11 protein-coding genes are annotated in these 13,304 nt (G+C 55.6%); 6 read left to right on the top strand and 5 right to left on the bottom strand.

Features of this window, described 5'->3' with window-relative positions:
* Positions 1–130 precede the first annotated feature (130 nt).
* Positions 131–1,810 carry an arginine--tRNA ligase gene (gene argS, locus K2F33_RS07090; RefSeq protein WP_076176955.1) on the bottom strand — a complete coding sequence of 560 codons (1,680 nt, stop codon included), beginning with the start codon at positions 1,808–1,810 and terminating at the stop codon, positions 131–133.
* A complete protein-coding gene (locus K2F33_RS07085) occupies positions 1,807–2,232 on the bottom strand; it encodes a YwiB family protein (RefSeq protein WP_263881309.1) in 426 nt (141 codons plus the stop codon). The genes argS and K2F33_RS07085 overlap by 4 nt, the downstream gene beginning before the upstream one ends.
* Positions 2,233–2,506: 274 nt before the next feature.
* Between K2F33_RS07085 and K2F33_RS07080 the strand changes: the two genes are divergently transcribed.
* On the top strand, positions 2,507–3,052 hold the full coding sequence (locus K2F33_RS07080) for a GNAT family N-acetyltransferase (RefSeq protein WP_089549427.1): 546 nt from the start codon (positions 2,507–2,509) through the stop codon (positions 3,050–3,052).
* Positions 3,053–3,140: 88 nt separating this feature from the next.
* Here the strand turns inward: K2F33_RS07080 and K2F33_RS07075 are convergent, their stop codons facing one another.
* Positions 3,141–4,340, bottom strand: coding sequence for a WD40/YVTN/BNR-like repeat-containing protein (locus K2F33_RS07075; RefSeq protein ID WP_263881308.1), 1,200 nt, complete (start codon positions 4,338–4,340; stop codon positions 3,141–3,143).
* 267 nt (positions 4,341–4,607) lie between these two features.
* Here K2F33_RS07075 and K2F33_RS07070 point away from each other — a divergent pair, with 267 nt between their 5' ends.
* The 5 genes from K2F33_RS07070 to K2F33_RS07050 all read left to right on the top strand — a co-directional run bounded on the left by K2F33_RS07070 (position 4,608) and on the right by K2F33_RS07050 (position 11,420).
* Positions 4,608–5,573: a carbohydrate ABC transporter permease gene (locus K2F33_RS07070; protein WP_263881307.1), complete on the top strand. Its 966-nt coding sequence runs from the start codon at positions 4,608–4,610 to the stop codon at positions 5,571–5,573.
* Positions 5,570–6,406: a carbohydrate ABC transporter permease gene (locus K2F33_RS07065; protein WP_145142724.1), complete on the top strand. Its 837-nt coding sequence runs from the start codon at positions 5,570–5,572 to the stop codon at positions 6,404–6,406. The genes K2F33_RS07070 and K2F33_RS07065 overlap by 4 nt, the downstream gene beginning before the upstream one ends.
* Before the next feature lie 169 nt (positions 6,407–6,575).
* Positions 6,576–8,363, top strand: a complete 1,788-nt coding sequence (locus tag K2F33_RS07060; protein WP_263881306.1) for a cache domain-containing sensor histidine kinase — start codon at positions 6,576–6,578, stop codon at positions 8,361–8,363.
* The gene (locus K2F33_RS07055; RefSeq protein WP_263881305.1) at positions 8,338–9,957 is read left to right on the top strand and encodes a response regulator transcription factor; all 1,620 of its coding nucleotides are present in this window, start codon (positions 8,338–8,340) and stop codon (positions 9,955–9,957) included. Before K2F33_RS07060 ends, K2F33_RS07055 begins: the two co-directional genes overlap by 26 nt.
* Before the next feature lie 173 nt (positions 9,958–10,130).
* Complete coding sequence (locus K2F33_RS07050; RefSeq protein WP_263881304.1) at positions 10,131–11,420, top strand: ABC transporter substrate-binding protein; 1,290 nt, start codon at positions 10,131–10,133, stop codon at positions 11,418–11,420.
* 96 nt (positions 11,421–11,516) lie between these two features.
* Here K2F33_RS07050 and speB read toward each other — a convergent pair whose 3' ends face one another.
* Positions 11,517–12,386 (bottom strand): agmatinase, encoded by an 870-nt coding sequence (speB, locus tag K2F33_RS07045; protein WP_263881303.1) that lies wholly within the window; start codon positions 12,384–12,386, stop codon positions 11,517–11,519.
* 14 nt (positions 12,387–12,400) lie between these two features.
* Complete coding sequence (gene speE, locus K2F33_RS07040; RefSeq protein ID WP_076176946.1) at positions 12,401–13,228, bottom strand: polyamine aminopropyltransferase; 828 nt, start codon at positions 13,226–13,228, stop codon at positions 12,401–12,403.
* Positions 13,229–13,304 lie beyond the last annotated feature (76 nt).

Raw genomic sequence — 13,304 nt, 5'->3', positions numbered from 1 at the left:
CAAACGGAGCTTCTGCTCACGTACATGCCAAATAACTACAATATTTAGCATTTGTTGAAAAAGGCCGCCTCCGGCAAATACCGGAGACGGCCTTTCATATGTTCGGCGTATTCAAATGGGGAAGAAGGAATTACATCTTCTCCGGGGCGGATACGCCGACGATTCTCAGCACGTTGGCGATAACGGTCCGCACAGCGCCGAGCAGGGCGAAGCGCGCCTGCGTTTGAGCGGCATCCTCGGTGATCACGCGCTGCGCCTTATAGTAGCTGTGGAACAGCGAAGCCAGGTCATACACGTAGCGGATCATCCGGTGCGGCGCGTAGCCCGCCGCTGCAGTGGCGATTTCCTCCGGCAGCTCGCCAATTTTGCGGAGAAGGTCATACTCATGCTCCGTGTTCAGCACCGTGAGGTCCACTTCAGACAGCGGAAGCAGCGCAACGCCCTGCTCTTCTGCCTGACGGTAAATGCTGCAAATCCGCGCGTGCGCGTACTGCACATAGAACACCGGATTTTCGTTAGACGTCGAAATGGCCAAATCCATGTCGAAATCGAGATGGGAGTCCATGCTGCGCATCGTGAAGAAGTAGCGGATGGCATCGATGCCGACCTCTTCCATCAGGTCCTCCATCGTAACGGCTTTCCCCGTACGCTTGGACATCTTGACCTTCTCCCCGTTCTGGAACAGGCTGACCATCTGCGCGATGAGCACGGTCAATTTGTCGGGATCGTTGCCGATGGCCTGCATGGCTGCTTTCATCCGCGGGATATAGCCGTGGTGGTCGGCTCCCCAAATATTGATCATGCGGTCGTAGCCGCGGTTGTATTTGTCCCGGTGATACGCGATATCCGGTGTCAGGTACGTATAGGTGCCGTCATTTTTCACCAATACACGGTCCTTGTCGTCCCCGTATTCGGTCGTCCGCAGCCAAGTGGCTCCGTCCTGCTCGTACACCTGGCCTTTGGCTTTCAGTTCGTCCAGAGATGCTTCAACCAATCCCTTTTCGTACAGGGAAGTCTCGCTGAACCATTCGTCAAAATGTACCCGGAAGCGTGCCAAATCGCGTTTGATTTTGCCAAGCTCTTTCTCCAGGCCATACGAACGGAAGAACGCCGTCCGCTCGCCCGGATCCATGGACAGCAGGGAATCGCCCTTCTCGGCGACGAGCTCCTTGGCAAATCCCTTGATATCCTCGCCATGGTATCCGTCCTCAGGCATTTCCGCATCCTGTCCGAGCGCCTGCAGGTACCGGGCTTCGATCGACTTGCACAGGTTTTCGACCTGATTGCCCGCATCGTTGATATAGTATTCGCGGGTTACTTCATACCCGGCAAAGTCCAAAATGTTGCACAGGGCATCGCCGACGGCGGCTCCCCGGGCATGTCCCAAGTGCAGGCTGCCGGTCGGATTGGCACTGACGAACTCGACCTGCACGCGCTGTCCCTGACCGAGCTGTACGCGTCCATAGTCTTCGCCCTGCGCGTAGACCTGTTCGATCACGGGGTACAGATAGCTTTTGTTCAGCGTAAAGTTAATGAAGCCTGGGCCCGCGATTTCGGCCTTCTCGATGGACGCCTTCTTTACGTCGATATGCTCCAGGATCGCTTCGGCGATCTGGCGCGGGTTTTTCTTCGCGATCCGGGTCAGCTGCATGGCGGCGTTGGTGGCAAGGTCCCCGTGAGATTTATCTTTCGGCACCTCAAGCGTAATGCTGGGGAGCTCTTCACGGCTGGCCAGCCCGGCGGCGACCACCGCGTCCTTGACCGCCTCTAAAACCAGCTGGTGAATCTGTTCGAGTGGATTGAGTGTCATGATTGATTATCCTCCTGTATAAAAAAGCTGATGGTGAAATGCCCTGTGCATTCCTCGTATACATATAGATCGTACGTCCAGCTGATTTCCCCTGTCATTCCGTCCAGGTCCATCTTAAGGGAACGCGTATCCGTCGATAGGTTAAAGGACGTATAAGGCGAACGGTAGAAGCCGGGAAGTCGCTGCCCCTCCTGAAAAGACTGCTCTGACTCCACGGCGCCGTGCCGGATCATTTTCAGGCTGTTTGCGCTGATTTTCACTGTCGTTTTGGTCTTCCGCCCCTGCAAATCCGCTTCCGGCTCCTCGTACATCACATACAGAGCTTGTCCGCGGGCGAATACCTGCGCCGTCATCTCCTGGTTGACCTCCTGGCCGTCATGACGGCTGCGCAGACGGACGGTAGCTTTTCTAGCATCTGGCATTACGCAATACTCCAATCTATTCTTTCCTATTGTACTACTATATCCAGTTCGCTGTATCAATTCAATACAAACCGTGCCTGCCGCAGACTGCCGCTACTGTACAGCTTTCACAGTGCCGGGGATTCGTATTCCGTTATGAAACTCATTTTTGAAAGCCGCTTGATCTCTAATCCATGTTCTTAAAAGTAGGATCTCCAATAAACCGGCAGGATTTGACCCGGCTTGCATGGAAAAGTGCATGTATATTTTCAAATGATACAGGAGGTTTTAAACATTGACGGTTTACCAAGACGAAAATGTGCTCCTCAGACCGGTAAGGGAGGACGACTTGCACCGGCTATGGAGCTTGTCGTTGAAGGAAGAGGCGCCGGAGTGGAAAAAATGGGACGCCCCCTATTATGAGCATACGCCGGTAACCTTTGAAAAATATGTGGAAAACAAGGACAGCCTAGTCGACCGGGATCATTTCTGGGCTATTGAAGTAGATGGCGATCTCATCGGAACGGTCAGCTATTATTGGGAACACCAGCCATCTTATTGGCTTGAAATGGGGATCGTAATCTATGATCCGGCTTACTGGAGCGGTGGTTACGGCACCAAGGCATTGGCTATGTGGATCCGCCGCCTGTTTGACACGCTGCCCCTCGTCAGGGTGGGGTTTACGACATGGTCCGGAAATTACCGAATGATCAAAGTCGGAGAGAAGCTAGGAATGACCATGGAGGCCCGCATAAGGAAAACCCGGTTGTATAACGGTGTTTTCTACGATTCCATTCGTATGGGACTGCTACGGGAAGAATGGGAGGAGAATTTGCGTTAACTGAAAAAAGGCGGGGCCGCCGTTTACATCGGCAGCCCCTCCTTTTGACTTGTTACCTGCAACTTCATTCGTACCTTGTTACTTCCGTTTAAGGATTCAACGCTTCCTTAAATGCGAACTTCCGGTTCCAGCTGGCACCGCCGTCATGGGTGGCATAAATCGACGATTTGGTGGCGCTGGTCACCACAAGCCGGCCCGTCTTGCCGTCCGTAAAGGAGATCCGTGAATCGTAACCATTAATGGACGGCTTAACGTTCTTCCACGTCTTTCCTCCATTATAAGTCACGCCGACAGACACCATGCCGCCCGCCGGAGAGCCGCCGGACAGAAAGGCCGTCTCCTTGCCGATCAGCTGCATGTTGCCGGGGTGTCCGCCTGGCTGGGCTGGCCCCTGATTAATGACAGCTGCCCCACTGCCGGGAGCCGGGCCTCCGCCTGCCGTGGATTGGGCGATGACGCGCTTCCAATGTACGCCTTGATCCGTGCTGCCATACAGCGAATAGGATACCTGGGACATGCCTGATCCGCCATAGAACAGCGCCCAGACCTGATTGTCCTTGCTGTAAATTTGTCCGCCCGCAGGGTACGGGGAGTCAAACTTCACGTTCAGCTTTGTGCTCCAGCTGTGCCCGCCGTCGGCCGTGCCCAGTACTTTATAGCCAGAGCCGGGAACTATAACTAGGACATACCCGTTGTTCTTATCCCGAAACGTGGCATATCTCGTATTGGCCGGCGTAGGGATTTTCACCCAGCTGTTCCCGCCATTCTCGGTCCGGTAGGCGCCATTTTGCGTGTAGCCGTACACCATGTTCTTGCCGAGCGCTTCCAGCCGGTTAAACGGCAGATTGGCCGTATACACCTGTTTCCAATGCGATCCGCCGTCCACCGACTTGAGCAGATGCGTGGTCTGGTGGGAAGGAAGGGTGGCGATGGCCCATCCGTTCACGTTGTCCGTAAATTTAATCTGGGCAAAATTCCACTTCCCCGTGTAAATTTCCTGCCAGTGGCACCCCGCATCCGATGTGCCGATCATAAACCCGGTTCCTGCTGCCCGTCCCGTCGACCCGTTCAGAAATTGAATATCGGTAAAATGAAGCGGGTCCGCGCCTTCCTCCATATGCTGTTTCTGCTCTTGCTGAAGCAGGCCGTGATCGCCGCTTCCGCAGGGAGCAGGCGCCGCGGCGGCGGCCGAGATCTGCGTTGGGGATAATCCCCAGCCCGCCGGCATCATCAGCATAAGCGCAGCGGCAGCCAAGGAAGAGCTTCTAAGCAGCTTTTTCATGATCATAACGACACCTCCATATCGATTACATTACCCTCTTTGGGGACTTGCCACTCGCAAAAAAAGTCCTCTTCCTCATTCCAAAAGTAACATGCGAGTGTTTGGATTAGTGAGCGACTTTGGCTTTGGGCACAGCGCAAAACAAGAGAGCGAAGCAAGCCAAACTGGAGCAAACACCATTCAATAGTGAAAGAATTTGTGCATCCTTCGACTACAGGCAAGGTTCAGCCCACGATACAATGAGAGCTACTAAAAGGCGTGAGGTGATTGATTTTGAATGCACAAACGATACCGGCGGCGGACAAGGCCCAGCCGGGCAAAAACATGAAAACGGTTACCAAAACGTTGAAAGGACGCTGGAACGCTCCGCTGGCCGGCTACCTGTTCATCGCCCCCTGGCTGCTGGGTTTTCTCATATTACAGCTGTGGCCCATTATTCAATCCTTCTACTTATCTTTCACCGAGTTTTCCCTGCTGGAACCAGCCCGCTGGATCGGGCTCAAAAATTATCAGGATATTTCACAGGACAGGCTCTTTTTCAATTCGCTGAAGGTGACCTTCCTGTACGTCATTACTTCGGTTCCCCTGAAGCTGCTGGCGGCGCTGCTGGTCGCTATGCTGCTCAACCGGAATATCCGGGGTATTTCCTTCTACCGCACGATCATTTATCTGCCGTCCCTGATCGGGGGAAGCCTGGCGGTGGCCGTGCTGTGGCGCAACATTTTCGGCCTCAACGGATTTATCAACCATCTAGTGATTCTGGTCGGCATCGCCCCGAAGAACTGGATCGGAACGCCCTCCACTGCTCTCGGAACCCTGGTGCTGCTGACGGCGTGGCAGTTCGGCTCGTCGATGATTATTTTTCTGGCAGGTCTTAAGCAGATTCCCGGGGAGCTGTACGAAGCAGCCTCCGTGGACGGGGCAACACCTTTTCGCAAATTCATCCGGATTACGCTGCCCATGCTGTCGCCCGTCATCCTGTTCAACCTGATCATGGGGATCATCAACGCGTTCCAGATGTTCACCTCGGCGTTTGTCGTTACCAACGGAGGTCCGGTCAATTCGACCGAAATGTTTGCCCTGTACCTGTACAACAAAGCCTTCGGTTCGCTGCAGATGGGCTACGCCTCGGCACTGGCCTGGATCCTGCTGGTCATTATCGGCATCGCCACAGCGATTAATTTTATCGCATCTAAATATTGGGTGTTCTACGAAACGGAAACGGAGGGTCGCAAATGACAGGCGTTCTGAAAAAACAAAATTGGCTGGTTCATATTCTGATGATCGTGTTCTGCTTTGTGATGTTCTACCCCGTACTCTGGTGGATCGGAGCCTCTTTTAAATCGACGGCCGAGATCAGCCTGCCCACCCTGTTCCCCAAAGTATGGCTGTGGCAGAATTATACGGAAGGCTGGAACGCGCTGCCCAAGTATACGTTTACACGCTTCTTCATGAACAGCCTCAAGCTGAACGTGGCGACCACAGTGCTGCACGTCATCTCGGCCAGCTTGGTGGCCTTCGGGTTCGCCAGGCTGACCTTTCCGCTGAAAGGGCTGTGGTTTTCCATCCTGATGATGACCTTGATGCTGCCGGGCCAGGTCACGCTTATTCCGCAGTATACGATGTTCCATTCTTTCGATTGGATCAACACGTATCTGCCTCTGATCGTCCCGTCGGCCATGGGGGGAGCCTTCTTTATTTTTCTGATCGTCCAATTCATCCGGGGCATTCCGCGGGAGCTTGACGAGTCGGCGAAAATCGACGGCTGCACCTGGTTCGGCATCTACCTGCGCATCGTCATGCCGCTGACCCTGCCGGCGCTGATCACGGTCATGATCTTCTCGTTTATTTGGGGCTGGGACGATTACTTCGGTCCGCTGATTTATCTGAATACCGTGGACAAATATACCGTCCCGCTGGCGCTCCGAATGTTCATCGATTCCCAGTCAGCCGTGCCGTGGGGTCAGCTGCTCGCCGTGTCCCTGCTCTCCGTGCTGCCGCCGGTCGTGATCTTCTTCCTGGCGCAGAAGCATTTCGTCGAGGGCATCGCAACATCAGGGCTGAAAGGCTAGTCATCCTGGAGCGCAATAACGGAATCACGGGGACTCGCTCATTCCATGCTTTTCTTCCGGACCGTATCGTCAACGTGAGCCTCTCTCCCGGCGCGCCGTGAACGGCCGCTTTGGGATAGCAGCGCGTTAACGCTATGGCATCGCCGCACCCAAGAGGAGGGGAAAAGCCATGAATCCGTTTCGCATGTTCCGTATCGATTATGTGTTTTTCTTCAGCTTTGCCGCTTTTATCGCGGTCCTGATCACCATCATGATGATCGTCAGCTACCGGTTCTCCGCCAATGAGCAGGCGGACAGCGCCTCCATGTATCAACAGGCGGTGCTGCAGCAGCTCAACAAACAGCTCACCGACCAGATGAGCGCCGTGGAGCAGACCTCGCTCGCCGTGGCCATCAACTCCCCGCTGGTCAATTATTTGACGATGAAAGGAGACTATTATGCCCGCAAAACGGCCAGGGACGAGCTGAACCGGGATTATCTGGCGCCGATGCTGAACAGCTCCCGCTCGATGTTCTCCTTTCAGATTTATATGAGCAATCCGCTGCAAGTCGACCCGAACGCCAACATTCAGTACCTCCCGCTAGCTTACGCCAGCCGGGAAAGCTGGTACCCGGCCGTCGACAAGGCCGACTTCGTCTGGATCGGACAGCGCGAGGTCGGCTCGCCGCAGGGGAAACAGCAGGTCATCAGCTTTATCCGTAAGATCACGACGCCGGACGGGGTGAACCGCGGCATCCTCATTATCAACGTCCGCGTCAAGTTTCTGCAGGATATCCTGACCGAGGACAATTCCTCGGCCAGCCGGCTGCTGCTCGATTCCGGCGGCCGGATGATCATGCACACCCGGATCGCTCCGCCTCCCGGAGAAATCGATGCCATTCTGAAGGAGGTCAGCGGAGATGCCGGCCATGCGCATCAGCTGCTGGAAGCGGCAGGCTCGCTTCCGGAGAAGAACATGCTGACCGTCTGGTCCCGCACGGCCCCCGGCAGCTGGATGCTGGTGGAGCTTACGCCATGGAAGGACATCACAGGCGGAAGTGTCCGCCTGGCATGGACCATGGCTGTGATCGGAGCGGCCGCCATCCTGCTGTCTGTATTCTTCACACTGTTCCTTTCGAGAAATTTCACGGTGCCGATCCGGAAGCTGGTCCAGCTGATGCAGGCATTCAATCCCGGCAAGAAGGGGCTGCCGCTGCCTACGGAATACCGCAACGAATTCGGCAGTCTCTTCAGCGGCTACCGCAAACTGACCGAGCGGATCGAGACGCTGTACCAATCGCTGGAACAGCAGTACAAGGCGCAGCGCGAGGCGGAAATCAAGGCGCTGCAGGCGATGATCAACCCCCATTTTCTCTACAACACTTTGGATCAGCTGAACTGGATGGCGCTGGAGGCCGGCCAGGAGGAGATCAGCCGGGTGCTTGAACTGATGGGGCAAATGTTCCGTATCGGATTGTCCGGCGGCGAATCCTTGATCCCGATGCAGGATGAACTGCTTCACGTCGAATGCTATTTGAAAATTCAGCAGTTCAAAAGGGGCCAGGGTCTGGACTGGGAGATCGACTGTCCGGAGGATCTGCGGCAGCTGCTGATTCCGAAGCTGACCCTGCAGCCCTTCGTGGAAAACGCCATCGTGCACGGCTTTCATGGACGCAGCCATGGCCGAATCGTCCTGAATGCCGTGCAAGAGGACCGCGGCATCCGGATCCGGATCCGGGATGACGGCGTCGGCCTGCGGGACGATTGGAAGACCCGAAGGCGCCATCCGACGGGTGGATACGGCATCCGTAATGTAACCGAGCGCATTCAAGTACTTTTCGGTCCGCCCTTCGGCGTATCGCTCCGGAATCGTACCGGCGGATCAGGCACCAAGGCGGAAATTTATCTTCCGAAGCTGACGCAGCAGCCGGATTTGGAAGGAGGACGAAGTGATGTGGACACTCGCGATCGTGGATGACGACCGGCAGGTGCTTGGGGGGATGTCGCGGCTCATTCCCTGGGAGCAGCTCGGCATCCGACCCATCGGGGAGGCCATGGACGGTGAAGAGGGGCTCCGGCTGATCAGAGCTGCCAAGCCGGATATCGTCATTACGGACATCTATATGCCGGTCATGAACGGGCTGGAAATGATCGAGCAGCTTCGCAAGCAGCAGTTTGACGGCAAAATCATCATCTTAAGCGGCTACTCGGACTTTGATTATGCCCGCAAAGCGCTGCGGCTGCAGGTTGACGATTATTTGCCCAAGCCGGCCTCACCGGCTACGATCCGTGAGGTACTGCAGCGCGTAATCGCCGAATTGTCTGAGAAAAGAGCGGCTGAGAACCGGGAGCAGGAGCTTCAGGACCGGCTGATGCAGTACGAGCCCTACCTGGAGCGGGAATGGGTGAAATCGGTCCTCACGGGCGGGACCTTTTCCCCTCCGACCGGGCCGTACCGGATGCTGGACCGGCTTGGCTGGAAAGGCGCCCAGTTCATGATGCTGGCCCTGGAAATCAAGCGGCAGGGGCGGACGGAGGGCATCTCGGCCCGGGACTGGCACCTGTTCCGCTTTGCCGTCGGTAATACGGTCGAGGAGCTGGCCAGGCAGGATGGACTGAGGAGCTACTTTTTAGAGCTGCATAGTCACCATATGACCCTGCTGCTGTACAAGCCCCTCTCCTGGCCCGCAGAAGCGTTTCGCTCCGAGGTGCTGGCACTGGCCGGGCGCATCATTGAGTCAGTGGACCGCTACCTTCAGGTCAAGCTGCGTATCGGGGCGGGCCTCCGGAAAGACGATTGGACGGCTATTGCGGATTCCACGGAAGAGGCCTTCCAGGCCTTGGCCGAGCGGCGTGAGCCGGATGCAAACCATCCCTGCGTCTACGTCTACACCGAAGCCGGCTTCCGGCATCCGGCAGCGCGAAACGTGCGTCCGGTCCGGTTTTTCCAGGAAATGGCGGATGCGGTTCGGACCTTCGATGAGCCGCGGGCCCTGCTGGCGCTGGAGGATTTCGCAAGCAGCGACAGCGGCGTGGCACAGCTATCTCCCAGCGAGCTGGCAGCCCTCGGGACACAGCTGTTTGCCATCCTCTCCTTCACGCTGTACGATACCGGCCACAAGCTTGACGACGAGCTGCCTCCTGCGGATCTGTCCAAGGAGCTGGGATTGATAGAAAACGCGCAGCAGTGGAAGGCCTGGGTGGCGGAGAAGGTTAAGCGGATCTGCCGCCGGTTTACTCCCAATGAGAACCTGAAGCATAAGGAAACGGTGGAGTTTATCATTCAGTACATTCACGAGCATTACGCCGAAAACATCCACCTCCAGGATGTCGCCGATCAGGTCTATATTTCCAAAAATTATTTAAGCACCCTATTCCGCCAGTTCACCGGCGAGACGTTCGGCGATTATTTGACCCGGGTCCGGATGGAAAAAGCCAAGAGCATGGTCCTGGAGAAAAAGCTGCTTATCGCCGAAATTGCCGAGCGGGTCGGATACCGCAACGTTCCGTACTTTACCACGCTGTTCAAAAAGCATACCGGGCGCAGTCCGACCGAGTTCTACCGGGCCTAACGCAGCTCCAGCCGATCCTGGATCCGCCCAGCATACAGGACAAACGCAGCCGACAGTTCACCGATATTCGTAAAATACTGAAACGATTTGTAGGATCGTCCGCTACGCGGATGTTCCTCGGCTTGGTACCTTAGAGCAAGAAAGAGTTCCGTTACTTAAGGGAGGTTCAACCAATGAGAAAATCATGGCAACGTCTTGCCGCAGGCACTGTGGCCGTCCTTATGCTGTCCCTCGTTCTATCCGCCTGCAGCGGGGTCAAGAAGGAAGAAACCGGAGCTGCGGGCACCGGAAACGGCAAGTCCATCACGCTGCGGATCATGTGGTGGGGCTCGCAGGCCCGTCACGACGCAACCTTGAAAGCGCTTGATTTATACTCCAAAAACAACCCGGGTATCACATTCGAGCCGGAATACCAGTCGTTCGACGGATACCAAGACAAGCTCTCGACCCAGTCCGCAGGGAAAAACACCCCGGATATTTTCCAAATGGATGCCGCCTGGTTCAACGACTGGGCCTCCAGCGGCCGGTTGGAGGATCTCTCGTCCATTCCGACGGATAACATCGACAAGGCCCTGCTCGAAACCGGCACCTATCAAGGCAAGCTGTACGCGATGCCGCTCGGCAACAACGCCTGGGGCATGGTATACAACAAGACGATCATGGACAGCCTCGGGGTTCAGCCTCCCAAAACATGGGATGAGTTCTTCGCGATGGCGCGCGACTTGAAGCCGAAATTGGCCAAAGACCAATACCTGACCCGGGATTTGACGGCAGACGGCGCATCCTACATGTCCTATCAATTGAGCATGGGCAAAGGCTTCTCGATGAGCAAGGACGGGAAGTTCCACTACGACGAAACCACCTGGAAAGATTGGATGAACAAATGGGCACAGCTGCGTAAGGACCATCTTGTGCCTCCGCCGGATGTGACGGTGTCGGATAAATCGCAGGACGCACAGATGGATCTGCTCATTCAGGAGAAAATTCTGCTCCGGGGCGCGCATGCCGCGGAATTCGGCGGAACGGACGCCCTGAAACCGGGCGTTATGGCGCTGACGACCCAGCCGCGAGGAACACAGGCGGGCGGATGGCTCAAAGCCTCCATGTATTGGAGCGTCAGCCCCAACAGCCAGTATAAAGACGAAGCCAAGAAGTTCATCGACTGGTTCGTCAACAGTCAGGAAGCCGGCGATATCCTCGGCACTTCCCGCGGAATCCCGGTCAACAAGACCGTCGCTGATGCGCTCAAGCCTAAGTTCACCGATGTCGACAAAAATGCACTGGGCCTGATCAACGAAGTGTCCAAGGACGGGGCCGCGTTCGACCCGGGTCCCGGCAATAAAGGCGGCTGGGCTAATTTCACGAAGGAGTATGATAACATCACGCAGTCGATCATGTTCGGGAAAATCAGCATCGACGACGGCTGGAACCAAATCGTCAAGCTGAGCAAAAGCTTGGACTAGCTTTGCAGCTCTCTCAATTGCATCTCGGACCATAGTCTTCGTACGAAAGACAACAAAGAAGCACCCGGTTAGCATCGGGTGCTTCTTTACGTCTCTTTATTTTACAAATCCGAGCAGCATTTCGCGAATCAGCTTCGCCGCCACGATCTGGGTCTGCTCCGAATGGTCGTAGATCGGCGCCACTTCCACCAAGTCGCAGCCCACTACGTTGACTTCGGAATTGGCGATCAGGTGCACCGCCTCCAGCAATTCCTTTGAAGTGATACCGCCCGCTTCCGCGGTTCCCGTTCCCGGCGCCGCCGACGGATCGAGCACGTCGATGTCGATCGTGACGTACACTGGACGATTGCCCATTTGCGGCAGGGCTTTCCGAAGCGGAGCCGCCACGTCGAACGGATAGAAGTTAATGTTCTCGCGGGCATACTGGAACTCCTCTCGCGAACCGGAGCGGATGCCGAATTGGTAGATGTTCTTGCCGCCCATCAGCCCGGCTGCTTTGCGGACCGGCGTCGAGTGCGACAGCGGCTCGCCCTCGTACTGCTCGCGAAGGTCGGCATGCGCGTCGATGTGGATCAGGATCAGATCCGGATACTTCGCGTACATTTGCTGGATGACCGGCCAGGTCACCAGGTGCTCGCCGCCGAGCCCGATCGGAAATTTATCGTCGCCGAGCAGTTTGCCCACGTACTCGCCGATCACTTCGAGACTGCGTCCTGCATTGCCGAACGGCAGCAGCAGATCGCCGGCGTCGAAGTATTTGAGATCCAGAATGCTTTTATCCAAGTAAGGGCTGTATTCCTCCAGACCCACGGAAGCCTGGCGGATGTGCGCCGGACCGAACCGGGATCCCGGACGGAAGCTGACCGTGTAGTCCATCGGCATGCCGTAAATGACCGCCTTGGAATTTTCGTAATCGTCCGAGCTGCAAATAAATACGTTGCCCGAATAAGCTTGGTCTAGTTTCATGATGTTGCCTCCCCCTATTTCGTCAGATCTTCCACAAATTTAGGCAATACGAAAGCCGCCTTGTGCAGGCGTGGCGTGTAGTACTTCGTGTCCATCTCCGGAATTTGCGACTCGTCCACCTCAAGCGGATCGTATTTTTTGCTGCCCATCGTAAATGTCCACAAGCCGCTCGGATATGTCGGGATGTTCGCCGCATAAACGCGCACGATCGGGAAAATTTCCTTCACATCCTTGTTCACCTTTTGGATCAAGTCGGCCTTAAACCAAGGGTTGTCCGTTTGTGCCACGAAAATGCCGTCATCCTTCAGCGCTTCATAAATGCCTTGGTAGAAGCCGCGTTCAAACAGAGGAGCAGCCGGGCCTACAGGCTCCGTGGAGTCAACCATAATGACGTCGTATTCGTTCTTGTGCTCGTGGATGTGCATGAAGCCGTCGTTCACCAGGACTTCCACCTTCGGATCTTCCAGTTTGCCCGCGATGGACGGCAGGTACTTCTTCGAGTACTCGATGACTTTGCCGTCGATGTCGACGAGCACGGCTTTTTCCACTTTCGAATGCTTGATGATTTCGCGGATCACGCCGCCGTCTCCCCCGCCTACGACGAGGACATGCTTCGGATTCGGATGCGTATTCAGCACCGGGTGCGCCACCATTTCATGGTATACGAATTCATCCTTCTCGGTCGTCATCACCATTCCGTCAAGCAGCAGCATATTTCCAAACTCTTCAGTCTCTACCATGGCCAGATCCTGAAAATCGGTTTTTTCATTTACATACGTTTGTTTGATTTTGGCAGTAATACCGAATGCGGGCGTCTGTTTCTCCGTAAACCACAATTCCATCGTCATTACCTTCTTTCTTCCCAGGATAAAGGAGGGATTGATCTTCCCTGCCGCATGTTCTCGAGTAGCACGTACA

Origin of the sequence: Paenibacillus sp. PSB04, assembly GCF_025809195.1 — a bacterium.
GTDB classification, from domain to species: domain Bacteria; phylum Bacillota; class Bacilli; order Paenibacillales; family Paenibacillaceae; genus Paenibacillus_AQ; species Paenibacillus_AQ favisporus.
This window is presented reverse-complemented; position numbering and strand designations above follow the sequence as displayed.

Bases quoted from the DNA above. Each gene is read 5' to 3' on its own strand.
- argS (WP_076176955.1), bottom strand. From the start codon at position 1,810: ATGACACTCAATCCACTCGAACAGATTCACCAGCTGGTTTTAGAGGCG.
- K2F33_RS07085 (WP_263881309.1), bottom strand. From the start codon at position 2,232: ATGCCAGATGCTAGAAAAGCTACCGTCCGTCTGCGCAGCCGTCATGAC.
- K2F33_RS07075 (WP_263881308.1), bottom strand. From the start codon at position 4,340: ATGATCATGAAAAAGCTGCTTAGAAGCTCTTCCTTGGCTGCCGCTGCG.
- K2F33_RS07065 (WP_145142724.1), top strand. From the start codon at position 5,570: ATGACAGGCGTTCTGAAAAAACAAAATTGGCTGGTTCATATTCTGATG.
- K2F33_RS07060 (WP_263881306.1), top strand. From the start codon at position 6,576: ATGAATCCGTTTCGCATGTTCCGTATCGATTATGTGTTTTTCTTCAGC.
- K2F33_RS07055 (WP_263881305.1), top strand. From the start codon at position 8,338: ATGTGGACACTCGCGATCGTGGATGACGACCGGCAGGTGCTTGGGGGG.
- K2F33_RS07050 (WP_263881304.1), top strand. From the start codon at position 10,131: ATGAGAAAATCATGGCAACGTCTTGCCGCAGGCACTGTGGCCGTCCTT.
- speB (WP_263881303.1), bottom strand. From the start codon at position 12,386: ATGAAACTAGACCAAGCTTATTCGGGCAACGTATTTATTTGCAGCTCG.
- speE (WP_076176946.1), bottom strand. From the start codon at position 13,228: ATGGAATTGTGGTTTACGGAGAAACAGACGCCCGCATTCGGTATTACT.